Source organism: Streptomyces sp. DH41 (assembly GCF_029813785.1).
Taxonomy (GTDB): domain Bacteria; phylum Actinomycetota; class Actinomycetes; order Streptomycetales; family Streptomycetaceae; genus Streptomyces.
This window is the reverse complement of record NZ_JARVKY010000022.1, coordinates 83,977-109,043: the sequence shown is the minus strand read 5'-3', so window position 1 is coordinate 109,043 and position 25,067 is coordinate 83,977. Positions and strand designations below refer to the sequence as shown.

Sequence of the window (25,067 nt, the reverse complement as noted above, 5' to 3'; positions counted from 1 at the left end):
GGCCACCCGGCACAGGGGACTCGCCACCCATGACACTCACACAGGGCACGCACCGCTCACGCGGCTCCGGCCGGGGACCGGCCGCGAGTATCGGCATCGGTGTCGCGGCAGGCATGACGGCCGCGGCCGGTCTCCTGTTCGGCCGCAAAGTGGCCACGATCAGCAAGGTCGGCAAGGGACATCCGCTCAAGCACCGGGCACTCGACCTGGCGGCCGGTGCCATGCAGTCGAAGTATCCACTCGACGCGATGAGCACCTACCTCAACGGCTTCCACATGTACGCCGACGACATGGGCCGGCAGGTGGAGGCGACGCACTTCTGCATCCACCTCCAGCACGACCTGCACCAGTGCGTGATCTTCGACCGCAACGCGCCCGACGCCCGTCTGGTCGGCATCGAGTACATCATCAGCGAGGAACGCTTCCGCGGCCTGCCCGAGGACGAGAAACGGCTGTGGCACAGCCACCACTACGAGGTCAAGTCCGGCATCCTCACCGCCCCCGGCATCCCGGACCTGGCCGAGCACGCCTACTTCGAGGACCTCGTGACCACGTACGGGAAGACGTTCCACACGTGGCAGTACGACCGCGACGACTTCCCGTACGGCATCCCTCAGCTCATGATGGGCTTCACCGCGGACGGGCAGGCGTCGGACGAGATGATCCAGGCCCGGGACGACGGCCTCGGCCTCTCCACCTCGGGCAAGCGCGAGAACCGGGCGGACATCCCCATGCCGGAGGTGGCACCGGGCGCCAACGCGTGGGAAAGCGGCCGGACGGTGCAGACCCGCATCGAGGAGACGGACTTCAAGCGCTGACCGCTCAGCGACACGTGGCGAACGCCTGGACGAGTCCGGTGCCTACGCGGCTCGTCTTGGAAGCGCTCTCAGCGCCGTCGCCCGCGTCTATTGTGGGGCACACGGATTCATGGCAGAACAGCAGAACAGTCGCCAGATCCGTCGCAGACGCACATGAGCAGACGCACATAAAAGGAGCGCCCACCGTGTCGGAGCAGACCGTGAGGGCTCGTCCCACGCTGGAAGCCGTCGCGGCGCGCGCCGGCGTCTCCCGTGCGACGGCCTCCCGGGTCGTCAACGGAGGCGCGGGGGTGCGGCCAGCGCTGGCCGACAAGGTGCGCCGGGCGGTCGAGGAGCTGGACTACGTTCCCAACCACGCGGCCCGCACCCTGGTCACCCGGCGTACCGGTGCGGTGGCGGTGATCATCGCGGAGCCCGAGTTCCGGGTGTTCGCCGATCCGTTCTTCAAGCAGCACGTACGGGGGATCAGCCGGGAGCTGACCGCGCACGACGCGCAGCTGGTGCTGCTGTGGGCAGAGGGCCCCGAGGACCACGAGCGGATCGCACGCTACCTGGGGGGCGGGCACGTCGACGGCGCGCTCGCCTTCTCCCTGCACGACGACCGGCTGCCGTCACTGATCGCCCGGACCGGGGTGCCGGCGGTGCTCGGGGGCCGTCCGGCGGGCAGCGAGCACCTGGGCATTCCGCTGGTGGACTGCGACAACCGCGGCGGTGCCCGGGACGCGGTGCGTCATCTGGTCGGCCTGGGCCGCGGGCACATCGCGCACATCTCCGGGCCGCGCGACCAGACCTCGGCGATGGACCGGATCCACGGTTACCGCGATGTCCTGGTCGACGCCGATCCGCTGCTGCTGTGCGAGGGCGACTTCACCGAGGAGGGCGGAGCCCGCGCGATGGGCGAGCTGCTGGACCGGTGTCCCGGGATCGACGCGGTCTTCGCAGCCAACGACACGATGGCCCTGGGCGCGCTGCGCACGCTGCGCGAGCGTGGGATGCGGGTGCCCGAGGACGTCGCGGTGGTCGGCTTCGACGACATGGCCTCCGTGGTCCGGGCCGCGGAGCCGGCGCTCACCACGGTCCGCCAGGACATCGAGGGCATGGGCCGGATCATGGTCAAGCTGCTGATGCGGCTGCTCGACGCGCCCGGCGAGGAGGTGCCCGCTTCCGTGATCACCCGGACGACGCTGGTGCGCCGGGCCTCGGCCTGACGGGCGTTCGGCACTGACGGGCCTCGGCGCTGACCTACGCTCGGTGCGAGCGGCGAGCGGCGAGCGGCGGGTGCGGGGCCGGGCCCCGCACCCGCCGCGTCGTCTGCCGGAGGCCGCCGTGTGCGTCAATCGTAGGGAATGACCACCACGGACGTGTCGCCGCCGGTGCGCAGCAGCGCGCTCCCGTTGCCGATCGCGCTCCAGACCTCCAGCCGCACCGTTCCCCCGCTGAGGTTGCCGAGGGTGCCGGTCGCGGCCTTCAGGCCGCGGGTCTGGTCGTACTCCTCCCAGCCGGTGACCGGGTCGGTGGCGAAGTACCGGTACGTCTCCGTCCGGTCGAAGGTGCCGTCGCCGGTGAGGTCGTAGCTGATACGCGCCTGCTGGCCGAGGCCGACGGCGGTGCGGGCGTCCACCGGGAGGCGGAACGTGGTGGACGCGCCGGCCTTGAGGGTGGCGTTGACGCCCTTGGCCTCGTAGACGAGGGGCTTGTTCGGGGTGCCGTCGTGGTTGCGGCCCTCGGCCGACGGGATGGTGTCGCTGACGGCCGTGCCGCCGGTGGCCGTGGTGAGGGCGCCGCCGGAGCGGAGCTGGAAGGTGTTGCCGGTGGGCGGCTCGGGGTCCGGGCCGCCGGTGTCGGTGCCGGTCCCGGTCGCGGTGGAACGCGCGGGCACGGTGAGCGTCTTGCCGTCGGAGAAGGTGACCGTACGGGCCGTGGAACCGTGGTTGTGGGCGGCGTAGGTGCGGGTGCCGTTCCTGGTGAAGACCGCGGACGTGGGCAGGTCGCCGGTGACCGAGGGGTCGGGGGCGCCGAGCGCGTCCAGGGTGGTGATCCAGTGGTAGGTGTGCGCCTTGGACTCGCCCTGCTCCGGGGTGTATCCGGCGTGGCCGGCGTCCCACTTCGCCTTCGCGCCGGCCGGGTCGGCCAGCGACTGGAACTCCCAGAGGATGTCGCGCCATTCGACGGCGGGTCCGCCGTTCTCGCGTTCCAGCTCCGCGAGGTTGCGCCGGATCGCGTCCTTGTTCCCGGCCAGGTGCGGGGAGCCGCCCGCGGTCACGGGCAGGACGTTGATGCCGTGGATCTCCTCCGGGTTGGCGGTCCACCAGGTGGAGTACGCCCCGCCGCTGCCCCACACCATGCCGACCGTGTCATGGGTGAAGGAGCCGGGGAAGACCTGCTGGTCGGCGTCGAACCAGTACTGGGCGATCGCCTCGCCCTCGGTGGCGAGCAGATAGCTGCCGAGGTCGCGCAGTTCGGTGTTGCCGGTGGCGGAGCCCCAGAGCACCAGCGCCGCGCTGAGGTTGGTGGACTCCGAGGAGGACTCCTGGTTGTTGCCGGCGGCGAAACCCTGGTGGCCGGAGGCCCAGCTGTGCCCGGCGTAGACGTCGAAGCCGCGCAGGAATGGGAAGGCGCTGTCGGTGCGGCTCGGGTTGGCGGTGTCGCGGATCAGCTCCTTGACCATGCCGCCCCAGGCGGAGTCCGCGGCCCAGGAGGCGTCGTACTGGGCGACGATCGCGGCGGCGTACACGTAGTAGCCGTAGTGGAAGTGGTGGTCGTTGAGTTCGGCGTCGCTGCCGTAGGAGGCGGGGTAGCCGGTGAGGGTCTTCCAGTCCCTGTCGTACGAGAACTCGCTCGCCCCGCCCGCGGTGAACCACTCCTGCAGGCGGCCCTTGAGCAGGCCGACGAGTTTGTCGCGGACCGCGGTCTCACCGATCTGGTCGGCGAGCGGCACCAGCTGGGCGAGCTTGCCCAGCGCCTTTCCGGTCCAGTAGGTGTCCGTGGCTCCGGAGAACGGGTCGGAGGAGTCGGCGACCTCGGACAGGTAGGTACGCAGCCGGGACGTGTCGACCGCGCTGGTCCTCGGCAGCGCGGGCAGGACCGGGGCGGCCTTCTGGCGGGTGGTGAAGGAGGCGCTCTCCCGGACCTTCATGGTGCCGCGGGGAGAGACGTAGGTGTACGGGGTGAGGGTGTCGGTGGTGTTCAGCCACTGGTGGCGGTAGAGGGCCTGGAGGGTGCCGCGTTCGGTGCCCTCCTTGGCCTCGGTGGTGAGCTTGTAGGTAGCGCCGACCGTGCCGCCGGAGGTGCTCCAGTCGACCTGGGATCCGGTGACGAAGCTGAACGCGTACGTGCGGAAGGTCGCGAGCGCGTCGGTGGAGGGCAGTACGGCGAGGGAGAAGTAGTCCTTGCCGCCGAGGCCGGCGGTGATCGTGGTGCCGGAGATGTTCCAGTCGCTGCCGGTCGGTGCGAAGAGGGCGTAGTGGTGGCCGCCGACCGTGATGCCGACGACGTTGCCCTGGTCGGAGAAGACGGTGGGCGTGGCCGCGGTGGTGATCTGGGCGTTGCCGCCGGAACCCTGCGCGTAGACGAAAGGCATGCCGTGGCCGATGGTGGTCCGCAGGGTGCGGGTGCCGTCGGACCAGTACGGGGTGACGGTCCAGTCGGACCAGGCGTCGGCCTTGGTGTCGGGCGAGTTGAGTCCGCTCAGGCCGAGGGTGAGGTCGCGCTTGTGCGCGTACTCGTACTGGCGGCCGTCGCCCACGACGGCGGGGCTGGTCGGGTAGCCGACCTCCAGACCGCCGGAGACGGCCTGGTACGTGAGCGGGTGGCCGTACATGGGCGTGGAGTACGGGTTGTCGCCGTAGCGCTGGAAGGCGAGGGAGGACCACCAGTCGTTGGTGGGCACGGGTCTGCCCTTGGCGGCCTGCGTGACCTTGGGGGTGACCGGCGCGCCGGTGTTGGTCGTGGGGCCGGTCGTGCCCGGAGGCCGGGTGTCGGAGTAACTCCCGGCTCCTACGGGGACGGTGGCGGCCGCCGCCGGACTCGCGGCCGGGCCGAGGCCCACTGCGGCCAGCGCGGCGGCCAGGATCACCGCGGCAGCCGGCCGTGATCGGGGAGTTGGCATGGGGGTGCACCTCGTGTCGTCGAGAGGGACGGGCTCGTCGGCAGCGGTCGCCACAGCCCGGGGGGGAAGGCACTGTGAGTCGCGGCGGAACCGTTGTGGGGAGAGTGGGAGAGTCCGTCTGAGAGCGCTCTCAGATGGCGGAAAAGTAAGACCTTTGAAATCGGTTGTCAATACATCGCGCAGGGCGAGGCATCCACAGGGGCAAACCGGGAATTTCGGTAGGCGCGCGAGTCCGGGTGGGTGGCGTTGCCTGCGTCGGACCGGGTATCGACCTGTTCAGGACGGGCGCCGTAGGGCGGCACCAAGGGTCGCCACACCTTCGCTGATGTCGGTGGGCGTGCTCGCCGCGTAGCCGAGGACCAGTCCGGGGCGGGACGGACGTTGACTGTGCCAGGAGAGTGGCTGCACCTTCACGCCCCGCGCGAGCGCGGCGGCGGCGAGGTCGGTGTCGGCGAACTCGGAGTCGAAGGTGATCGTCAGGTGCAGGCCCGCCGCGGCGCCGTGTACGACCGCGTCGGGAAGGTGGGTCCCGATCGCGTCGACCATGGCGTCCCGGCGACGGCGGTGGCGTGTGCGCAGGTGCCTCAACTGGCGTTCCATCTGGCCTGATTCCATGAACCGGGCCAGCACCTGCTGCGGCAGTGCCGCGTTGCCCAGGTCGGCGAACCGCTTGGCTGCGACGAGAGCGTCGCGGTACTTCGGCGGTGCGAGCACCCAGCCGATGCGCAGGGCGGGGGCGAGGAGTTTGGAAACGCTCCCGGCGTAGCAGACGTGGTCGGGCAGTACGGATCGCAGGGCGGGTACCGGAGGCCGGTCGTAGCGGTGTTCCGCGTCGTAGTCGTCCTCGATGATCAGTCCGTCGTTCTCCGTGGCCCAGCGCATCAGTTCACGACGCCGTGCCCCGCTGAGCACTGCTCCGGTCGGGAACTGGTGCGCGGGAGTCAGCAGGACGGCTGGGACTGCCGTGCGGGCCAGTACGTCGACGCGTACGCCCTGGGAGTCGACGGGGACGGCGGGCGTGTCCAGTCGTTGATTGCGCAGATGCTGGCGCGCCCCGAGTGATCCCGGGTCCTCCACGGCCACCGTGGAGATCCCGGCGTCGTGCAGTACGTGTCCGAGCAGGCTGAGTGCCTGGGCGGTGCCGGCGACGATGAGTATCTCGCCGGGGTCCACCCTGATCGCGCGGTTGCGGGCGAGCCAGTTGGCGATGGCGTGACGCAGTTCCGGTGTCCCGCGCGGGTCCGCGTATCCGAGGCCGGCCGCCGAGAGGGCCCCGAGCACGGAGCGTTCGGCACGCAGCCACGCTGCTCGGGGGAACGCGGCAAGGTCGGGCACACCGGGTGTCAGATCGATCCGGGCGGGTGCCGCTCGCATCCTGTCGAAGATGTCCGCACCGGGTGCGGCGGCGAACAGCGCACTCGGCGGCAGTGGGGAGTCGCCGGGCGCGGGTCGGGGTACTGCCGGTGGCGCGGCGGGAGCGGCGACGACGATCGTTCCGTTACGCCCGCGTCCCGCCGCGTGTCCGTCTTCTATCAGTCGCTGATAGGCCTCCGTGACGACTCCGCGCGACACCCGCAGCTCGCCGGCCAGGACCCGGGTGGCCGGAAGCCGGCTTCCCACCGGCAGGCGGTGGTCCGAGATCGCGAGCCGGAGCTGCTGGGCCAGCCAGTCCGATCGCCCGCCCGTCGGCGCATCGTCGATGTTCAGTTGCAGGAAGTCGGATCCGGAGACTATGGACTGGTCGGACGGGTGCGGATTGGACCTGTTCACCGAGCCATAGTGGCAGCAGAGTGAACGCATGGATACAGCGATGGCATCCCACGGGGCGACCGTGGCGGCCGGCTATGTGCACGGCTACTCGGAACGCGAGGCGGCTCGGCTCGGCGAGCAGGCGGACACCCTGGCGGCGTTGTTGCACGCGGGCACGGCCTATCCGGCCGGCAGCCGGGTGCTGGAGATCGGCTGCGGGGTCGGCGCCCAGACGGTCCACCTGGCCCAGGCGAGTCCGGGAGCGCGCATCACCGCCGTCGACCGTTCCCACGGTTCCCTGGCACAGGCCCGCGACCGTGTCGCGGCCCACGCGCCGGTCGCGGACGTGGAATGGTGTCACGCTGATCTGTTCGATCTTCCCTTTCCCGATGCGGAGTTCGACCATGTCTTCGTCTGCTTCGTCCTGGAGCACCTGCCGGATCCTCAGCGGGCGTTGACCGCGCTGCGGCGCGTGCTGGTGCCCGGGGGCACCATCACCGTGATCGAAGGGGATCACGGGTCGGCGTTCTTCCACCCGGCCAGCGCTTACGCACGCGCCGCGATCGACTGCCAGGTCCGACTGCAGTCCGCCGCCGGCGGAAACGCGCTGCTCGGCCGGCAGTTGCACCCCTTGCTCACCCGGGCCGGCTACGACGACGTCGTAGTGCGTCCTCGCACGGTGTATGCCGACCAGTCCCGGCCCGCACTGGTCGACGGCTTCACGCGCAACACGTTCATCGCCATGGTCGAATCGGTCCGGGACGACGCGCTGGCAGCCGGGCTCATGACCGCGGGCGACTGGGACCGGGGGGTGACAGACCTCCACCGCACCGCGCAGGACGGCGGGACGTTCCACTACACGTTCTGCAAGGCCGTCGCCGTGAACCCGTCCAGCGTCGCCGGCCTTGTCCGCGACCTCGATCACGACCACGGCCACGGCCACGGCCACGGCCACGACTGAACGGCGGCACGGACGTTCACGACCGGGACATCGAGCGGGTCGGGGGCCGGCCCGGTTCTGACCGGACCGCCTCACGGCGCCGTGCTCCGGCCTCCCGGCCCGGTGTCGTCGGTCGACTGGAGCAGCGTGGTCAGTTCCCTCTTGAGCACCTTGCCACCGGCTCCCAGGGGCAGGTGGTCGAGGAAGACCACCCGCCGCGGACGCCGGTACGCCGCGATGTGCCGTTTGCCCCAGGTCACCAAGGTGTCCGCCAGTGCCGCGTCCGGTGTCAGGCCGTCCCGCGGCACCACCACGGCGCACACCTCCTGGCCGTTGACCGGGTCCGGCACGCCCACCACCGCGACCCGGGCAACCGCGGGGTGCCGGAGCAGCGCGTCCTCGACCTCGCGGGGATAGACGTTGTAGCCGCCGCGGAGAATCACGTCCTTCTTGCGGTCGACGACGGTCAGGTACCCCTCGTCGTCCAGCAGTCCCAGGTCGCCGGTGCGGAACCAGCCGGCGACGAACGCGGCGGCCGTGGCGCGGGGGTCGTCGACGTATCCGGCCATCAGGTTGTGTCCGCGGACCACGATCTCGCCCACCTCGCCGGCGGGGAGCGGCTCGATGGCGTCCTCCACCGTGGGGCGGGCTATGCCGACCTCCACGCCCCAGACCGGCTTGCCGACCGTGCCGGGCTTCCGGGGCCAGTCTCGCTGGTTGTACGCGACGCAGGGAGACGTCTCGGTGAGGCCGTACCCCTCGTAGACCGGGCAGCCGAAGGTGGTCTCGAACGCGTCGAGCGTGCGCACCGGCAGGGCCGCGCCTCCGGAGTAGGCGCGGTCCAGCCTCGGTCGTACGGGACGGCGGGAGGCCGCCTCGACCAGGGCGAAGTACATCGTGGGCACCCCCATCAGGACCGTGCATCCCTCGGTCTCCATCAGGTCGAGCGCCGCCTCGGCGGTGAACCGCCGCATCAGCACCAGCCTCGCACCTGCCCGGAAGGACGTCCCCATGCCGCAGATCTGGCCGAAGGTGTGGGAGAGCGGGAGACAGCCGAGCAGTACGTCGCCGGAGCTCATCTCGAAGGGGGAGAGCATCGTGGTGCCGACGTTCATCACCAGGTTGAGGTGCGTGATCGCCGCTCCCTTGGGGCGGCCGGTGGTGCCGGAGGTGTAGAGGATCACCGCGACGTCGCCCGGTGCGCGGGGCACCGGCCCCGGCATCGGCTCGGCGGTGGCGGCGAGTTCGTCGAGCGCCGGACGCGGGCCCCGGTGGTCGCCCGCGCCGACGGTGAGGACGGGTGCGCCCGCCGCCTCGGCCGCCGCTTCCGCCTCCCCGAGCAGCTCGGCCGAGCAGACGAGGGCCCTGGCTCCCGAGTGCCGGAGGATGTGGTCGATGTCGTCGGTCTTCAGCAACACGTTCACCGGCACGACGGTCGCCCCGAGGGCGAGGATCGCGAAGTAGGCCATCGGGAAGTGCGGTGAGTTGGTCACCAGCAGGCAGACCCGGTCGCCGGGTCCGATCCCCCGCTCGCGCAGCACCGCGGCGTACCGGAGCGCCGAGCGCCAGAGCGAGCCGTAGGTGATCCGCTCGGCGCCCGCGACGAGCGCGGTGCGATCCGGCCACCGGCGCGCGGAGTCCGAGAGGATCGTGGCCGCCGACAGGGTCGCGCCGGGAGCCGCGGATGTTTCCGCGCGGCTGGTGAAAGGGCCGGTGACAGCGCCAGAGTTCGCCGCGAACGTCCCGGCCGGAGAATTTCCGTAAGCGCCCATCGTGACTCCGCTTCGCGTTCCGGTAAACGGCTGATATCGGCCGTACGGCAGCAGGGAACGTGTTCTGTGCAAGACCTGCGGTGGATCCTAGGATGAGCCCGACCCGTTGGGAAGCGGAAAAGGAGCGGACCTTGGACATGTCCCCGTACATGGACTTCTTCGTGCGCCTCGCCCACGAAACCGGTGACCAGAAGAGAGAGTTCCTCGAACTGGGCCGCAAGGCGGGCCGGTTCCCCGCGGCAAGCACCTCGGATGGCGAGATCTCCATCTGGTGCAGCAACGACTATCTCGGTATGGGACAACATCCGGATGTCCTTGACGCGATGAAGCGTGCCGTGGACGAATACGGTGGTGGCTCGGGAGGTTCACGGAACATCGGCGGGACGAATCACTGCCATGTGGCTCTGGAGCGGGAGTTGGCCGATCTGCACGGCAAGGAGGACGCCGTTCTCTTCGCCTCCGGCTATTCCGCCAATGAGGGGTCCCTGTCGGTGCTCGCGGGTGTCATCGACGACTGCCAGGCGTTCTCGGATTCGGCGAATCACGCGTCCATCATCGACGGATTACGGCACAGCGGTGCCCGCAAGTACATATTCCGACACAACGACGGGGAGCACCTGGAGGAGTTGCTGGCCGCGGCCGATCCGGACAGGCCGAGGCTGGTTGCCCTGGAGTCCGTGCACTCGATGCGGGGGGACATCGCGCCACTGGCCGAGGTCGCGGGCCTGGCCAAGCGGTACGGAGCCGTCACCTTCCTCGACGAGGTGCACGCGGTCGGCATGTACGGTCCGGGCGGTGCGGGCATCGCGGCCCGGGCCGGCCTGGACTCCGAGTTCACGGTGGTGATGGGCACCCTCGCCAAGGCCTTCGGTATGACGGGCGGCTATGTCGCGGGGCCGGCCGTGCTCATGGACGCGGTGCGCGCCCATGCCCGCTCCTTCATCTTCACCACGGCGCTGCCGCCCGCGGTCGCGGCCGGCGCGCTCGCCGCGGTACGGCATCTGCGCGGCTCGGACGTGGAGCGGAGGCGGCTGGCCGGGAACGCGCGGCTGATGCACGGGCTGCTCCGCGAACGGGGCATTCCCGTGCTGTCGGACGAGTCCCACATCGTCCCGGTCCTGGTCGGCGGGGAGCGGATGTGCCGGCGGATGTCGGCTCTGCTGCTGGAGCGGCACGGGGCGTATGTCCAGGCCATCAACGCGCCCAGCGTTCCGGTGGGTGAGGAGATCCTGCGGGTCGCGCCCTCGGCGGTGCACGAGCCCGACGAGATCCATCAGTTCGTGGACGCCCTGGACGGGATCTGGTCCGAGCTGGGGGCGGGCCGGGAGATCTGAGGCCCGGCGGTCCGAGGCACCGCGGGTCCGAGGCGGGTCCGAGGCCCGGCAGGTCCGAGGCCGGGGTCCCCGGTCGCCCCTCACGGGCCCGCGCCCGTCCAGATCCGGCCCATCTCGGCGGAGGTCGCCATGACCTCGTCGAAGGTGCCCGAGGCCTCCGTCCGCCCGTCCACGAGTACCACCACACGGTCCGCGGCGCGCAGCAGCGCCGGTCTGTGGGAGACCGCGAGCACGGTGTGTGTCCCGTCCAGCAGCCTCTCCCACAGCAGGTGTTCGGTCTCCGGGTCGAGGGCGCTGGAGACGTCGTCCAGCACGAGGAGTTCGGGATCGCCCGCCAGCATGCGGGCGATGGCGGCCCGCTGGACCTGTCCGCCCGAGAGGCGCAGGCCGCGCGGGCCGACCACGGTGTCCGGGCCGTCCTGCATCACCGCGAGGTCGGGCTCCAGCACGGCGAGGCGCACCGCCTCGTCGAAGACCGCGTCGTCCCGGCCCAGCAGGACGTTCTCCCGCACCGTTCCGCTGAACAGCCGCGGTACCTGGGGGGTGTAACCACAGCGCGGCGCGACCAGGAACGCCGCGGGGTCGGCGACCGGTTCGCCGTTCCACAGGACGGTGCCCCGGTCGTGCGGGAGCAGCCCGAGCACGGCCCGGACCAGGGTGCTCTTGCCGGAGCCGACCCGGCCGGTGACCACGGTGACGGTGTGCCGCTCCACCGTCAGGTCCACGTCCGCTATGCCGTGGCGTGTCCCGGGGTGGCGGGCCGTCAGGCCGCGGACGGTCAGTTCCCGCAGCGGCGGCGGGGCGGGCTCCGGGCCGCTGTGGGTCACCGCGGACCCCTTGCCGGTCGGTCCCGGGGCCAGGGGCGGGCCGGCCCGCTCCAGAGGCCGCCGCAGCCGGCCGCCGAGGAAGCGGGCGATCCGTCCGAGCGCCACCGAGACCCGCTGCAACCGCACGGACAGCATGCCGATCGAGCCCAGGGCCTCGGTCAGCATCTGCAGGTAGAAGGCGAACAGGGCGAGGTCACCGACGCTGAAGGCCCCCTCGTCCATCCGGCCCGCGACCAGCAGCAGCACCACGCCGACCCCGATCGGGGCCGCGTTGCCGATCACCGTGCGCTGGACGACGGCGTACAGCTCCTCCCGTACCGCGGCTTTGGCCCGGGCGCCGTTCAGTCTGGTGAGGTGCGCGGCGACCAGCGGTTCGGCGGCGGCGGCCCGCACCGCGCTCACGGCTCCCAGCATCTCCCGCAGGGCTCCCGCCACCTCGCCGGACGCGGCCCGGGTCGCCCGCCGATGCCGTAGGAACCGGCTGTGGGCCAGCGCGGTGACCAGCGTCAGCAGGACGAGGAGCGCGAGGAGGGCGCCGGTGACCACGGCGTCGATCCGCATCATCACCGTGACCGACGCGGCGACGAAGATCCAGTGGGCGAGGTTCGTCGGCGCCCAGGCGACGAAGAACCCCGTCTCGTCGACGTCCTCGCCCACCGTCCGCAGGGACTCGCCGGGAGTGGTGCGGGCCGTCACCTCCGGGCCGCGCAGCGCCGACCCCAGCAGGGCGTGCCGCAACCGGGCCGTGGTGCCGTACTGGACCCGCGGCTCCAGCCTGCTGATCATCACGCCGAACTGCAGGCACAGCCGGCCCGCCTCGATCCCGGCCACCAACGCGATGATCAGCCACACGCCCCCGTCCGCGCCCAGCGCGTCGAACAGCCGCTGGAACAGCAGCCCCACCGCGAGGGTGCCCAGCCGCAGGAGGATCCACATACCGGTGAGGGTCCAGTAGGCGCGGGCGGATCCGCGCAGCACGTCCGCGAGCCGTCCCAGGACTGAGCGCCGTTCCACGCCGTCGACCACCCGCCTCATGTCCTGACCCACCGGTCCCACACGGCGGTTCACCGGACCGCTCCGCCCCTCGCACCCGGTCCCCCGCCCGCCCCTGTCTCCGTCCCCGTCCCTCACCGGGCGGCCCCCGCCGTGCGGAGGAGTTCGTAGAAGTGCGACGAAGGGTCGGCGGCGAGGGTGGTCCGCTCGCCCTCCTCGGCGACCTTCCCGTCCTCCAGCACCAGGATCCGGTCGGCGTTCCGGAGCAGGTGCGGGCGGTGCTCGACCACGACCGCGGTCCTGCCGTCGAGCAGCCGCTCCAGCGCGGGCACCAGAAGCCGTTCGCTGTACGGATCCAGCCGGGCCGTCGGCTCGTCCATCAGGACCAGTCCAGGATCGCGCAGGAACACCCTGGCCAGCGCGAGCTGCTGTTCCTCGCCCGCGGACATGCCCCGGGCGCCGGCGCCGAGCAGGGTGTCCAGGCCGTCGGGCAGAGTGCGCAGCCAGGGGCCGAGTCCGGCGTCGTCCAGCGCGGCGCGCAGCCGGTCGTCCGCAACCGCGCGGTCGAAGAAGGTGAGGTTGTCCCGCAGCGCGGCATGGAAGACGTGTACCTCCTGCGTGACCAGCGCGACCCGGCTGCGCAGCGCCCGGGGGTCGAGCTCCGTCACGTCCAGGCCGCCGGCGGACACCGTGCCCGTCACGGGCCGGTGGAGCCCGAACAACAGCCGGACGACGGTGGACTTGCCGCTGCCGGTGCGTCCCACGACGCCGAGGCGTTCGCCGGGGCGCAGGGAGAAGGAGACGTCCCGCAGCACCGGTTCGCCTGGCTCGTAGGAGAAGGCGACCCGGTCGAAGCGGACTCCCGGCCGTCCGGCGGGCAGGGCCCCGGCGCCCGTGCGGGGCGGCTCCTCGTGGCCCAGGAGGTCCCTCAGCCGCTGCACGCTCGCGGCCGCGTCCTCCAGGTCGCGGAAACGGGTGGTGACCGCGAGCAGGGGGCGGCGCAGCAGCATCGCGTAGGACAGGGAGGCGAAGGCCGTCCCGGTGGAGAGCTGCCCGCGGGAGTGCAGCCAGGCGCTGACCGCCAGCGCCAGGACGACGCTGACGGCGGACAGCCCCTGCACGGTGGCGGGCCAGCGGACCGAGGCGCGGGCGGCCTCACGGGCCTTGTCGTACAAGTCCTCCTGGCGGTCGCCGAGTTCCCGCAGGATGTACCGCGAGGCCCCGTTGGCGCGGAGGTCCTCCGCCGCCGCGAGGCGCTCCTCGAGGAATCCCTGGAGGTCCGCCGCGACCCGTTGCCGTGCGGTGACGAAGGGCATGGCACGGCCCACCAGGGTCCGCAGCAGCAGCAGGGTGCCGGCCGCGAACGGGGCGAAGAGCAGGGCGAGCCGCCACTCCAGCCGGAAGAGGGCGACGAGGATGCCGACGACGAGCAGCGCCTGTGCCAGCAGTTCCAGGAGCAGCGCCGACATCACCGCGGCGAGCCGGGTGACGTCGCCGTCCATCCGCTCGACGAGTTCACCGGGCGGGTGTTCGCGGTAGAAGTCCGGTGGCCGGCTCAGGCAGTGCTCGACCAGGTGTGCGCGGAGTCGGTCGGTGCTGCGCCAGGCGACCCGTGAGGACAGCGCCTCGGTGCCCGTGGTGACCACGAGCACGCCCACCGCGGCGGCCAGGGCCCAGGCGGCGAGGTCCGTCAGGGTGCCGCGGGAGTCACCCGAGAGTGTCCCGTCGATGAACCCGCGCAGCAGGTAGGGCGCCACCAGCTGGAGGCCTATCCCGGTGGGGACCAGCAGAGCGAGCAGCGTCATGGCGGTCCGTTCGCCGCGCAGGTAGCGGACAAGCATGGAAAGGTGCCGTAACGGACTGCCTGCCAACGTGTCCCTCCCCCATTCGCCCGGCGGCGAACGGCCAGCATAAAGTCCGTCCGCCTTCTTGTGAATGACGCGGTTTTGCCGATTGCGGACACCGCTTCGGACAGAGGGTGAAGCATGCTATTGCTCGTGATTGCCGCGTACTGTTAGACTCCCCACGTCTCTTGGTCCGGACATGCGTTTCTCGACGCCAAAGGCCTGGTCAGCCGCACTCTTCACCGCCGCGCAGTGCCACGGGGCGTCCGGCGGCCGCGCGAGTCGGCCCGGCCGATCCAGAGGCAGACGCGCGCGTACGTGCACTGAATGCACCGCCCAAGCACCGCCTTGACCAGCCACATGTGAGCGAACAAGGGGGATTCGTGTCGAGCGACATACGCGAAACGGACTCAACGGACGACAACGTTCTGGTGACCGGTGCGGCCGGTTTCATCGGATCGCATCTCGTGACGGAATTGAGGAGTTCCCGCAGAAACGTTGTGGCGTTGGACCGCAGGCCAATTCCGGACGACCTGCGGAGCCAGTCGGCGGCCCTTCCCGGATCGCTCCGGACGATACGCGGCGACCTGAACACCTTGAATCTGGCGGACTGCCTGAAAAACACCTCGGTGGTGTTCCACCTGGCGGCATTACCCGGGGTCCGCCCGTCGTGGACCCAATTCCCCGAGTATCTCCAGTGCAACGTACTGGCGACCCAGCGCCTGCTGGAGGCCTGCGTCCAGGCCGGCGTGGAACGCGTGGTGGTCGCCTCGTCCTCCAGCGTGTACGGCGGCGCCGACGGCATGATGAGCGAGGACGACCTGCCCCGTCCGCTCTCCCCCTACGGGGTCACCAAACTCGCGGCGGAGCGACTGGCCCTGGCCTTCGCCGCGCGCGGCGACGCCAAGCTCTCGGTCGGCGCCCTGAGGTTCTTCACCGTCTACGGTCCCGGTCAGCGCCCGGACATGTTCATCTCCCGCCTGATCCGGTCGACGCTGCGGAACGAACCCGTCGAGATCTACGGCGACGGGACCCAGATCCGCGACTTCACCCATGTGTCCGACGTGGTGCGAGCGCTGGTGCTGGCCGCATCGGTCCGGGACCGGGGCAGCGCGGTCCTGAACATCGGCACGGGAGGCGCCGTCTCGGTCAACGAAGTGGTGTCCCTGACGGCCGAGTTGACCGGTTCGCGCCCAAGCACCTCCTACGGTCCGGCCCGCATCGGCGATGTCCGCTCGACCACCGCGGACGTACGGCGGGCGGCCGGCGTCCTGGGCTTCACGGCCCGGACCGGACTGCGGGAGGGCCTCGCCACCCAGATCGAGTCGACCCGGCGGTCGCTGGACCGCGACCCGCAGGACACCGTCCCGGCCGGTGGTCCCACGGCGTCCACGCCGCGGCTGTAGCCGGCATGTGCGGATTCGTCGGATTCACCGACGCCGGCGTCGGGCGGGAGGACACGCGGGCCACGGCCGAGCACATGCTCGCCGCCGTGGCGCACCGCGGCCCCGACGGCTCGGACCGGCTCCACCACCGGGGGCTCACCCTCGCGCACTGCGCCCTGACCTTCACCGACCCGGAACACGGCACGCAGCCGTTCGTCTCCGCGTCGGGAGCCACCGCCCTGGTGTTCAACGGCGAGATCTACAACCACGCCGAACTGCGTGCCGAGCTCCGGGCCGCCGGTGTCGCGCCGCGCACCGGCAGCGACACCGAAGTCCTGGTGGAGCTGTACGAGTTGTGGGGCACGCGGATGCTCGACCGGCTGCGGGGCATGTTCGCCTTCGCGCTGCACGACGCCCGCACCGGCACCACCGTGCTGGCCCGCGACCCGATGGGCAAGAAGCCCCTCTACTACACCCGCGTGCCGGACGGCATCGCCTTCGCGTCCGAACTCACCGCCCTGCTGCGGCACCCCGCCGCGCCGCGCGCCCCGGACGTGCGGGCGCTCGCCGACTACCTGGTGTTCCAGGCGTTCTGCGCCCCCGCCTCGGCCGTGTCGGGGGTGCGCAAGGTGCGCCCGGGAAGCTTCGTCGTCCACCAGCGCGGGCACGTGCGCGAAACCGAGTTCTGGCGGCCCCGCCTGACCCCCGGCACCGGCCTCCGCCTGGCCCCCGGCACCGGACCGCGCCGGGGCCCCGGACGGCGGGAGGCGGCGCGGCGGTTCGAGGAGCTGTTCCGTGCCGCGGTCGCCCGCCGGGTCACCAGCACCGACCGCCGCCTCGGCGTCCTGCTCAGCGGCGGCCTGGACTCCAGCGCGGTCGCCGCGGTGGCGCAGCAGCTGCGGCCGGGGCAGCCGGTGCCCACCTTCAGCGCGGCGTTCGAGGACCCGGACTTCGACGAGAGCGACCACGCCCTGGCGGTGGCACGCCATCTCGGCACCGAGCACCACGTGGTGCGGATCGGCGGCCCCGACCTGGCGGGTGTCGTGGAGTCCGAACTGGCCCACGCCGACGAGCCGCTGGCCGACCCCTCCCTGCTGCCCACGCGCCTGGTCTGCCGGGCGGCCCGCGAGCACGTGCGGGGCGCCCTCACCGGGGACGGCGCGGACGAACTGCTGCTGGGCTACCGGTACTTCCAGGCCGAGCGCGCGATCGAGTTGCTGCTGCGCGTCCTGCCGGCCCCCCGGCTGGAGGCTCTCGTGCGGCTGCTGGCGCGCCGGCTGCCGGCCCGTTCCGGCAACCTGCCCATGGCGGCGTCCCTCGGCCTGCTGGCCAAGGGGCTGCGCGCCTCGCCGGAGCACCGCTTCTACCTGTCGACGGCACCCTTCGCCCCGGGTGAACTGCCGGGGGTGCTCACGGCCGAGGCCGGGGCCGAGTTGACCGGGCACGACCCGTTCGCCGAAGTGTCGCGGCTGCTGCGGGACCAGCACGGCCTCTCCGGGGTCCAGCTCAGTCAGCTCGCCGTGACGACCCACTTCCTGCGGGACGTGATCCTCACCAAGACGGACCGGGGCGGCATGCGCAGCGCCCTCGAACTGCGGTCCCCCTTCCTCGACCTGGACCTGGTCGAGTACGGCAACTCCCTGCCCACCGCCCTGAAACTGCACCGGTTCACCGGCAAGTACCTGCTGCGGCGGATCGCCGCCGACTGGCTTCCCCCCGCCGTCGTCCGGCGGACCAAGCTGGGCTTCCGCGCGCCCATGGCGGCTCTGCTCCGCGGCGAGCTGCGGCCCCTTCTCCTGGACACCCTCTCCACGGCGTCGCTGCGCCGCGGCGGCCTGTTCGACACCGGTGCGGTACGCCTGCTGATCGACGACCACCTCGGCGGCCGGCGGGACACCTCCCGCAAGCTGTGGGCCCTCCTGGTCTACCAGCTGTGGTCCGAGAACCTGACGGCCCGGCCCCGCGCCTCCGAGTCCCCCGCGTACCCGGCCCTCTCCTAGGAGAACCATGGCTGCTCCCACCCGACCGCTCGTTCACGTGCTCTCCCCGCGGACCTGGGGCGAGTTCGGCAACTACCTCGCCGCGACGCGCTTCTCCCGTGCCCTTCGGAGCGTGGTCGACGCGGAGGTCACCCTGCTGGAGGTGGAGCCGATCCTCCCGTGGATCGGTGAGGCCGGGGCGGAGATCCGGACCATCTCGCTGGAGAGCCCCGACGCGGTCGTCCGCAACCAGCGGTACATGGCGCTCATGGACCGCCTCCAGGCGCGCTTCCCGGAAGGGTTCGAGGCCGGTCCGACTCCCGCCCAGCAGGCGGACCTGGAGCCCCTCACCCGGCATCTGCGCGAGACCGCTCCGGACGTGGTGGTGGGCACGAAGGGGTTCGTGGCGAGGCTGTGCGTGGCCGCCGTCCGGCTCGCCGGGACGTCCACCCGGGTGGTCAGCCACGTGACCAACCCCGGGCTGCTGCACCTGCCGCTGCACCGCAGCCGGTACCCGGACCTGACGCTCGTCGGCTTCCCCCGGGCGAAGGAGCACCTGCTGGCCACGGTCGGCGGAGACCCGGAGCGCGTACGGGTGGTGGGTCCGCTCGTCGCGCAGCACGACCTGCGGGACTTCATGACCAGCGAGTCGGCGGCCTCCGACGCGGGTCCCTGGGGCGACCGACCGGGCCCGGACCGGCCCCGGGTGATCATCTTCTCCAACCGCGGCGGGGAGACGTACCCCGAACTGGTGCGGCGGCTCGCCGACCGGCACCCCGGCATCGACCTCGTCTTCGTCGGTTACGGCGATCCGGAGCTCGCCCGTCGCACGGCGGCGGCCGGACTGCCCCACTGGCGGTTCCACAGTGTGCTCAGCCAGACCGAGTACTTCGACTACATCCGGCGTGCCTCCCGGTCCAGGTACGGGCTCCTCATCTCGAAGGCCGGGCCCAACACCACTCTGGAGGCCGCCTACTTCGGCATACCGGTCCTGATGCTGGAGTCGGGGCTGCCCATGGAGCGGTGGGTGCCGGGACTCATCGACGAGGAGGGACTGGGCCGCGCCTGCGCCACGCCCGAGGAGCTCTTCGACACGGCGGACGACTGGCTGTCCCGTCCGTCGGTGATCGAGGGCCACAAGAAGGCCGCCGTCTCCTTCGCCGACTCCGTGCTGGACCAGGACGCGGTGACGGACCGGATCGGAGCCGCCGTCCGGTCCCTGCTGGAGGTCCGGTGACCGTCCGGCGCCCTGCCGTGCCCGCCCCGCGCCTTCTCCTGGTCGCGGGAGCCGGCGGGGTGCGCGCGGAGGGCGACAAGGAGGTGCGCCTCGGACACCCCCTCACCGGTGACCACCTGGACCCGGGCCCGCCGGCCGAGGGCGTCTTCGCCGGGTGGCGCTGGGACGGCGAACACCTGGTGGCCCGCAACGACCGCTACGGCATCCACCCCCTCTTCCACCGGGCCGACGGCGCCTCGCTCGCGCTCTCCCCCGACCCGTCGGCGCTGCTGCCCGCGGACGGGCCCGCCGAACTGGACCACGACGCGCTCGCGGTCTTCCTCCGGCTGGGTTTCTTCCTCGCCGAGGACACCGCCTTCGCCGGGGTCCGCGCGCTGCCGCCGGCGGCCACGCTCACCTGGGACACCGGCGGGATCCGGCTGGAGTCCGGCGAGCCGCCGCGGCCCGGGCCGGCCGCCATGACCGAGCAGCAGGCGGTCGACGGCTTCGTCGACCTGTTCCGCGCCTCGGTGGCCCGCCGGCTGCCCGGTGAGCCGTACGACCTCCCGCTCAGCGGCGGCCGGGACTCACGCCACATCCTGCTCGAACTGTGCCGCCAGGGGGCACCGCCACGGCGGTGCGTCAGCGGCTCGAAGTTCCCTCCCGACCCGGGGGCCGACGCACGTGTCGCGGCCGTTCTCGCGGACCGGCTCGGCCTGCCGCACACGGTGGTGCCGCGACCGCGCGCGCAGTTCCGCGCGGAGCTGCGCGCGCTGCCGGCGCAGGGCATGACGACCCTGGACGGCGCGTGGACGCAGCCGCTCCTGGCCCATCTGCGCCGCCACGGCCGCGTCTCCTACGACGGTCTGGGCGGCGGGGAACTGGCCCAGAACCCGAGCGTCGCCTTCATCCGGGCCCATCCCTACGACCCCGCCGACCTGCCCGGCCTGGCGGACCGGCTGCTGGACGCGGGACGGACCGGCCCGCACCTGGAGCATCTGCTGGGTCCGCGCACGAGCGTCCTGTGGAGCAGGCAGGTGGCCCGGCGGCGGCTGGTCACCGAGCTGGCCCGGCACGCGGGCAGCGCCTGCCCGCTCAGCTCCTTCTTCTTCTGGAACCGGACCCGGCGCTCCATCTCCGCGGCTCCGTTCGCCCTGGGCGACGAACGGCTCCTGACGCACACCCCCTATCTCGACCACGCCCTCTTCGACCACCTCGCCTCGGTGCCGCGCCGTTTCCTGATCGACGGGACGTTGCACGACCGGGCACTGCACCAGGCCTTCCCCGAGTACACGGACCTGGGATTCGCCTCGTCGGTGCCGCAGCGGCACGGGGCCGTGCTGGTCGCGCACCGGCTGGCGTACCTCCTGCGTTTCCTCGCGCACTCGGTGACCGTGGAACGGGAGTGGTGGCGCAGCCCCGACCGCGTCCTGCAACGGCTGCTGGCCGCCGGCCGCGGTCCCGGGGCACCGCAGCGCGTCAGCCGGCTCCAGCCCCTGGCGCTCTACCTGCTGCAACTGGAGGGCCTCGCGACCCGGCGGACCGGCCACCGCCCCTAGCGGCCGGACCCCCGCGGACCCGCTCGCCGTCCCCCACGAACACGAACCCGGCACTCCCGCAGACCCGTTACTCCCGCACACCGCACCAGACATCAGCCGCAGGGCCCAGAAGGAGCGCACCGTATGCGGAAGACATTGCCCGTGATCAGCACAGGTCCCGCCGCGGGGGCGGCTTCGGGCGGCTGCTCGACCACGGCCGCGACCCCGGCCCGTTCGGGAATACCGCTCTGGCGCAAGCGCAGGCTGCGGATCGCCCTCGTACGCCATCACGACCTGTGCCTGAACACCCGTCAGATAGCTCGGGTCCAGAAGCGGGCCGGTGTGCTGCCGCACCTCGGGCTGGGCTACATCCACACCGCGCTGAAGTCGGCCGGGTTCCACGACGTCATCCAGGTCGACACCCCCGCCCTGGGGCTCGACAGCGAGGGGCTGCGCAAGCTGCTCGCGGACTTCGAGCCGGACCTGGTCGGGGTGAGCACCACGACGCCCGGTCTGCCCGGCGCCATCGAGGCGTGCGAGGCGGCCAGCAGCACCGGGGCGAAGGTGATCCTGGGCGGGCCGCACACGGAGGTGTACGCGCACGAGAACCTGGTCCACGAGTCCATCGACTACATCGGCGTCGGCGAAGGCATCACGATCATGCCGGAACTGGCGGAGGCGATGGAAAGGGGCGAGGACCCCGAGGGCATCCGCGGGCTGGTGACCCGTAAGCACGACGGTGGTGCCGCGCCGATGGTGAACCTGGAGGAGGTCGGCTGGCCCGAGCGCTCCGGGCTCCCGATGGACCGCTACTACTCGATCATGGCTCCGCGGCCGTTCGCGACGATGATCTCCAGCCGTGGCTGCCCGTTCAAGTGCAGCTTCTGTTTCAAGCAGGCCGTGGACAAGAAGTCCATGTACCGCAGTCCCGAGGACGTCGTCGGAGAGATGACGGAGCTCAAGGAACGGTGGGGGGTGAAGGAGATCATGTTCTACGACGACGTGTTCACCCTGCACCGCGGCCGGGTGCGGGAGATCTGCGCGCTCATCAACGAGAAGGGCCTCAAGGTCCGCTGGGAGGCACCCACCCGCGTCGACCTGGTGCCCGAGCCGCTGCTGGAGGCGATGGCCGGAGCCGGGTGCGTGCGTCTGCGCTTCGGCATCGAGCACGGCGACTCCGAGATTCTCGAGCGGATGCGCAAGGAGAGCGACATCCAGAAGATCGAGAAGGCCGTCACCTCCGCCCACAAGGCCGGTATCAAGGGCTTCGGGTACTTCATCGTCGGCTGGCTCGACGAGACCCGGGAGCAGTTCGGCAGGACCGTCGACCTCGCCTGCCGGCTCCCGCTGGACTACGCCAGTTTCTACACCGCGACGCCGCTGCCCGGCACCCCCCTGCACACGGAGTCCGTGGCCGCCGGCCAGATTCCGTCCGACTACTGGGACCGCTTCGTGCGGGGCGAGTTCGACGCGCGGATCGGGTACCTGGTGCCGGACGCGCAGGAGCGTGCCCAGCGGGCGTACCGGTCCTTCTTCATGCGCCGCTCCATGATCAGGCCGCTGGTGTCGCACATGGCGGCGACCGGCCAGTGGCGCAACACCCTGGACGGCCTGCGCAGCCTGCACCGGTCCACGTCCAACACCGACCGTGACTTCTGAGCCCGCGGCCCCGGCCGTCCCGGGTGCGCCGGCCCGTCCGGGGCCACCGGTCCGCCTCAACCGGCCGCTCGCGCCGCGCAGGCGCCGGCCGGCCGGCGAAGGGTTCCTGACGCACCACCTGCGCGGCACCATGGCCCGCGGTTTCCGGCCCCCGGAGTCCTGGGAGGTCCCGGTCCGGCACGTACTGCCGGGTCTGCCGGCGGACGGGACCGTGCGAGCCGAGGACGCCGCGGCGGTGCTGCGCACACCCGCCGGGCAGCCGGGCATCGCGTTCGTCGTGCCGACCTACGTCGCCCGGACGGCCCTGGAGCGGCAGCGCGAGTGGTTCGACGCGCTGCTGGACCAGGCGGTCACGGCGGCGCGGGACCACCCACGAGTGCCCCTGGTGCTGTTCGTCGGCATGCAGTGGTCGTCGGCCGAGGAGGAGAAGGAGTCGCTGCGGCGTCTGCGGGTGCTGCTGGACGACGCCCGCACCCGGCTGCCCGGTCTGCGGGTCTGCGGTCTCTCGCTGCCCGGGCCGGGCAAGCCCCGCACCCTCAACGGGGCGATCGCGGTCGCCGAACACCTCGGCTGTGCGGGCGTCGGGTGGGCCGACGACGACGTGGTCCTGGAGGAGGGCTGTCTGTCCCGGCTGGTCCGGGACTTCCTGCTCGCGGGGTGCCGCGGCGCGGTGGGCGCGACCAAGATCGCGCACACTCACGGGTACGCCACCTCCCGGCTGCTGTCCCGGGCCAAGGCGATCGCCGCACCGGCGACGAACTACCCGCACGGCTGCTGCGTCCTGGTGGCGACGGACGTGGTGGCCGACGGGCTGCCGGGGCGCTACGTCTCCGACGACGGTTACGTGTGCTTCCGTCTCCTCGACCCGGCGCTGCCCGAACCACTGGCCCACCTGCGGCTGGTTCCGGACGCCCGGTGCCACTACTACGTGGCGGGACCGGCCGGGGAGACCCGCCGCAGGATCCGCAGGCTGCTGCTCAACCACCTCGTCGATGTCGCCGACTGGCCGCTGCCGGTGGTCCGTCACTACTTCCGTCACGTCCTGTTCGGCGGCATGTGGCCGCTGACCGGCTTCGACTCCTCCCGCGGTGCCCGCCACGGCCTGAAGAAGGCGCTCATCAAGTGGCTCTACTTCGCGTGGTTCGCGGGCATCGGGACCGAACTGTACGTGCGCGGGCTGTGCGGCAGGCCACTGCGCGGCATCGAGTGGGCTCCGTACTCGGAGATCCGCAGGCTCACTCCGTCGTCCTCACCCACGCGTCAGGAGAGCTGATGAAGGTACTCTCGCTCCACTCCGCCGGCCACGACACCGGCGTCGCCTACTTCGAGGACGGGCGGCTGGTCTTCGCCGTCGAGACCGAACGGCTCACCCGGGTCAAGCACGACCACCGCTCCGACGTCGCCCTGCGGCACGTGCTGGCGCAGGAGTGCGTGGACACCGACGGCATCGACCTGGTGGCCGTGAGCACGCCGGTCCGCAGCGGGCTGCTGCGCATCCCCGACCTGGACCGGGCCCTGGAGCGGACGGCGGCGGGCGCCCCGCACCACCGGACCGTCTGCGAGATGCTGGGGCGCCGGGTGGAGTGCGTCGTGGTCACCCACGAGGTCTCCCACGCGGCACTGGCCGCCCACTACGCGGGCTGGGAGGAAGGCACCGTCGTCCTCGTCAACGAAGGGCGCGGCCAGCTCACCCGCAGTTCTCTGTTCCGGGTGGCGGGCGGGGCCCTGGAGTGGGTCGAGAAGGACCCGCTGCCCTGGTACGGCAACGGCTTCGGATGGACGGCGATCGGGTATCTCCTCGGCTTCGGCCCGAGCCCCAGCGTGGCCGGCAAGGTGATGGCACTGGGCGGCTACGGGCAGCCGGACGCCCGCATACGCGAGCAGTTGCTGGCGGTCGACCAGGACGTGATGAACGACCGGGAACTCGCCGAGCGGGTGCGCGCGGACCTGGCCGCCCGGCCCGAGTTCGACTCCGGGTTCGAGACGGCGTCGCAGGTGGTGGCGACGTTCCAGGAGATGTTCACCGGGGCCGTCCGGGAGGTGCTCGACCGGCATGTGACGCGCACGGAGGCCGGGGTGGGTCCGATCGCCCTCGGCGGCGGCTGCGCCCTGAACATCGTGGCCAACTCGGCGCTGCGGGCGGAGTACGGGCGGGACATCGCCATCCCGCCCGCCTGCGGGGACGCGGGTCATCTCACGGGCGCCGGGCTCTACGCGCTCTCGCAGGTGGCGGGGGTGACGCCGGAGCCGTTCGGCGTCTACCACAACGGCGCAGGCGAGAACCGCGCCCACGTCCTGGACGCGGTGCGGGGCGCGGGGCTGCGAGCCGTCGACTACGACCGGTCCGAGGTCGCCGGGGTGCTGGCCGCGGGCGGGGTGGTGGCGATGACGCGGGGAGCGGCGGAACTGGGGCCGCGCGCGCTGGGACACCGGTCACTGCTGGGCAGTCCCGCGGTGCCGGGCATGCGCGAGCGCATGAGCGAGAAGCTGAAGCAGCGCGAGTGGTACCGGCCGCTGGGCGCCGTGATGCGCGACGAGCGCTTCGCCGAGCTGTATCCGGGCCGGCCGCCGTCGCCGTACATGCTCTTCGAGTACCGGCTTCCGGACGGGGTCGCGCCCGAGGCCCGGCACGTCAACGGCACCTGCCGGATCCAGACTCTGGGCCCCGAGGAGGACCGGCTGCACGGTCTGCTCGACGCGTTCGAGGGGCTGACCGGCGAGCCCGCGTTGATCAACACCTCGCTCAACGGCCCGGGCCGGCCCATCGCGCACACCGCCCGGGACGTGCTCGACGACTTCGCGCACACCGACGTCGACCTCTTCGTGTTCGACGACCTGATGGTGCGGGGCGGCGCGGCACGGTAGCCCGCCGGGGCCCGACGGCCGGCCGAAGACGCTCCGGCCG

The 25,067-nt window shown here is 71.9% G+C and carries 16 protein-coding genes; 11 read left to right on the top strand and 5 right to left on the bottom strand.

The window, feature by feature from the left end:
- Positions 1 to 29: 29 nt before the first annotated feature.
- Entirely contained in the window at positions 30 to 818 is a 789-nt protein-coding gene (locus QC283_RS29980; RefSeq protein ID WP_279564862.1) for an OBAP family protein, read from the top strand.
- Between the two features lie 185 nt (positions 819 to 1,003).
- Positions 1,004 to 2,026: a LacI family DNA-binding transcriptional regulator gene (locus tag QC283_RS29975; protein ID WP_279564861.1), complete on the top strand. Its 1,023-nt coding sequence runs from the start codon at positions 1,004 to 1,006 to the stop codon at positions 2,024 to 2,026.
- 125 nt (positions 2,027 to 2,151) lie between these two features.
- On the opposite strand, the gene QC283_RS29970 is transcribed toward QC283_RS29975, so the two are convergent.
- Together QC283_RS29970 and pdxR are read right to left on the bottom strand one after the other, a co-directional pair.
- Complete coding sequence (locus QC283_RS29970; protein WP_279564860.1) at positions 2,152 to 4,926, bottom strand: glycosyl hydrolase; 2,775 nt, start codon at positions 4,924 to 4,926, stop codon at positions 2,152 to 2,154.
- Between the two features lie 276 nt (positions 4,927 to 5,202).
- Positions 5,203 to 6,696, bottom strand: coding sequence for a MocR-like pyridoxine biosynthesis transcription factor PdxR (gene pdxR, locus QC283_RS29965; RefSeq protein ID WP_279564859.1), 1,494 nt, complete (start codon positions 6,694 to 6,696; stop codon positions 5,203 to 5,205).
- A gap of 40 nt (positions 6,697 to 6,736) precedes the next feature.
- Here pdxR and QC283_RS29960 point away from each other — a divergent pair, with 40 nt between their 5' ends.
- Positions 6,737 to 7,636 (top strand): methyltransferase domain-containing protein, encoded by a 900-nt coding sequence (locus tag QC283_RS29960; protein ID WP_279564858.1) that lies wholly within the window; start codon positions 6,737 to 6,739, stop codon positions 7,634 to 7,636.
- A 71-nt stretch (positions 7,637 to 7,707) separates the two neighbouring features.
- Here QC283_RS29960 and QC283_RS29955 read toward each other — a convergent pair whose 3' ends face one another.
- A complete protein-coding gene (locus QC283_RS29955; RefSeq protein ID WP_279564857.1) occupies positions 7,708 to 9,387 on the bottom strand; it encodes a long-chain-fatty-acid--CoA ligase in 1,680 nt (559 codons plus the stop codon).
- A gap of 137 nt (positions 9,388 to 9,524) precedes the next feature.
- Between QC283_RS29955 and hemA the strand changes: the two genes are divergently transcribed.
- Positions 9,525 to 10,721, top strand: coding sequence for a 5-aminolevulinate synthase (gene hemA, locus QC283_RS29950; protein ID WP_279564897.1), 1,197 nt, complete (start codon positions 9,525 to 9,527; stop codon positions 10,719 to 10,721).
- 80 nt (positions 10,722 to 10,801) lie between these two features.
- Here the strand turns inward: hemA and QC283_RS29945 are convergent, their stop codons facing one another.
- Positions 10,802 to 12,616: an ABC transporter ATP-binding protein gene (locus tag QC283_RS29945; RefSeq protein ID WP_279564856.1), complete on the bottom strand. Its 1,815-nt coding sequence runs from the start codon at positions 12,614 to 12,616 to the stop codon at positions 10,802 to 10,804.
- Positions 12,617 to 12,675: 59 nt separating this feature from the next.
- Positions 12,676 to 14,382, bottom strand: a complete 1,707-nt coding sequence (locus QC283_RS29940; RefSeq protein ID WP_279564855.1) for an ABC transporter ATP-binding protein — start codon at positions 14,380 to 14,382, stop codon at positions 12,676 to 12,678.
- 137 nt (positions 14,383 to 14,519) lie between these two features.
- On the opposite strand from QC283_RS29940, the gene QC283_RS29935 reads away from it, so the two are divergent.
- From QC283_RS29935 to QC283_RS29905, 7 genes are all read left to right on the top strand, one after another.
- Entirely contained in the window at positions 14,520 to 15,791 is a 1,272-nt protein-coding gene (locus QC283_RS29935) for an NAD-dependent epimerase/dehydratase family protein (RefSeq protein ID WP_443032713.1), read from the top strand.
- A 5-nt stretch (positions 15,792 to 15,796) separates the two neighbouring features.
- A complete protein-coding gene (gene asnB / locus QC283_RS29930; RefSeq protein ID WP_279564853.1) occupies positions 15,797 to 17,770 on the top strand; it encodes an asparagine synthase (glutamine-hydrolyzing) in 1,974 nt (657 codons plus the stop codon).
- Positions 17,771 to 17,777: 7 nt separating this feature from the next.
- Complete coding sequence (locus QC283_RS29925; RefSeq protein ID WP_279564852.1) at positions 17,778 to 18,986, top strand: Moenomycin biosynthesis protein MoeGT1; 1,209 nt, start codon at positions 17,778 to 17,780, stop codon at positions 18,984 to 18,986.
- A complete protein-coding gene (locus QC283_RS29920; protein ID WP_279564851.1) occupies positions 18,983 to 20,524 on the top strand; it encodes an asparagine synthase-related protein in 1,542 nt (513 codons plus the stop codon). Before QC283_RS29925 ends, QC283_RS29920 begins: the two co-directional genes overlap by 4 nt.
- Positions 20,525 to 20,647: 123 nt before the next feature.
- The gene (locus QC283_RS29915; RefSeq protein WP_279564850.1) at positions 20,648 to 22,162 is read left to right on the top strand and encodes a B12-binding domain-containing radical SAM protein; all 1,515 of its coding nucleotides are present in this window, start codon (positions 20,648 to 20,650) and stop codon (positions 22,160 to 22,162) included.
- Positions 22,152 to 23,435 (top strand): hypothetical protein, encoded by a 1,284-nt coding sequence (locus QC283_RS29910; protein WP_279564849.1) that lies wholly within the window; start codon positions 22,152 to 22,154, stop codon positions 23,433 to 23,435. The genes QC283_RS29915 and QC283_RS29910 overlap by 11 nt, the downstream gene beginning before the upstream one ends.
- Positions 23,435 to 25,027 carry a carbamoyltransferase C-terminal domain-containing protein gene (locus tag QC283_RS29905; protein WP_279564848.1) on the top strand — a complete coding sequence of 531 codons (1,593 nt, stop codon included), beginning with the start codon at positions 23,435 to 23,437 and terminating at the stop codon, positions 25,025 to 25,027. Before QC283_RS29910 ends, QC283_RS29905 begins: the two co-directional genes overlap by 1 nt.
- The last annotated feature ends 40 nt before the right edge of the window (positions 25,028 to 25,067 follow it).

Coding starts and splice junctions, on each gene's coding strand:
- QC283_RS29980 (WP_279564862.1), top strand. CDS start 30: ATGACACTCACACAGGGCACGCACCGCTCACGCGGCTCCGGCCGGGGA.
- QC283_RS29970 (WP_279564860.1), bottom strand. CDS start 4,926: ATGCCAACTCCCCGATCACGGCCGGCTGCCGCGGTGATCCTGGCCGCC.
- QC283_RS29960 (WP_279564858.1), top strand. CDS start 6,737: ATGGCATCCCACGGGGCGACCGTGGCGGCCGGCTATGTGCACGGCTAC.
- QC283_RS29955 (WP_279564857.1), bottom strand. CDS start 9,387: ATGGGCGCTTACGGAAATTCTCCGGCCGGGACGTTCGCGGCGAACTCT.
- hemA (WP_279564897.1), top strand. CDS start 9,525: ATGTCCCCGTACATGGACTTCTTCGTGCGCCTCGCCCACGAAACCGGT.
- QC283_RS29940 (WP_279564855.1), bottom strand. CDS start 14,382: ATGCTTGTCCGCTACCTGCGCGGCGAACGGACCGCCATGACGCTGCTC.
- asnB (WP_279564853.1), top strand. CDS start 15,797: ATGTGCGGATTCGTCGGATTCACCGACGCCGGCGTCGGGCGGGAGGAC.
- QC283_RS29925 (WP_279564852.1), top strand. CDS start 17,778: ATGGCTGCTCCCACCCGACCGCTCGTTCACGTGCTCTCCCCGCGGACC.
- QC283_RS29915 (WP_279564850.1), top strand. CDS start 20,648: ATGCGGAAGACATTGCCCGTGATCAGCACAGGTCCCGCCGCGGGGGCG.
- QC283_RS29905 (WP_279564848.1), top strand. CDS start 23,435: ATGAAGGTACTCTCGCTCCACTCCGCCGGCCACGACACCGGCGTCGCC.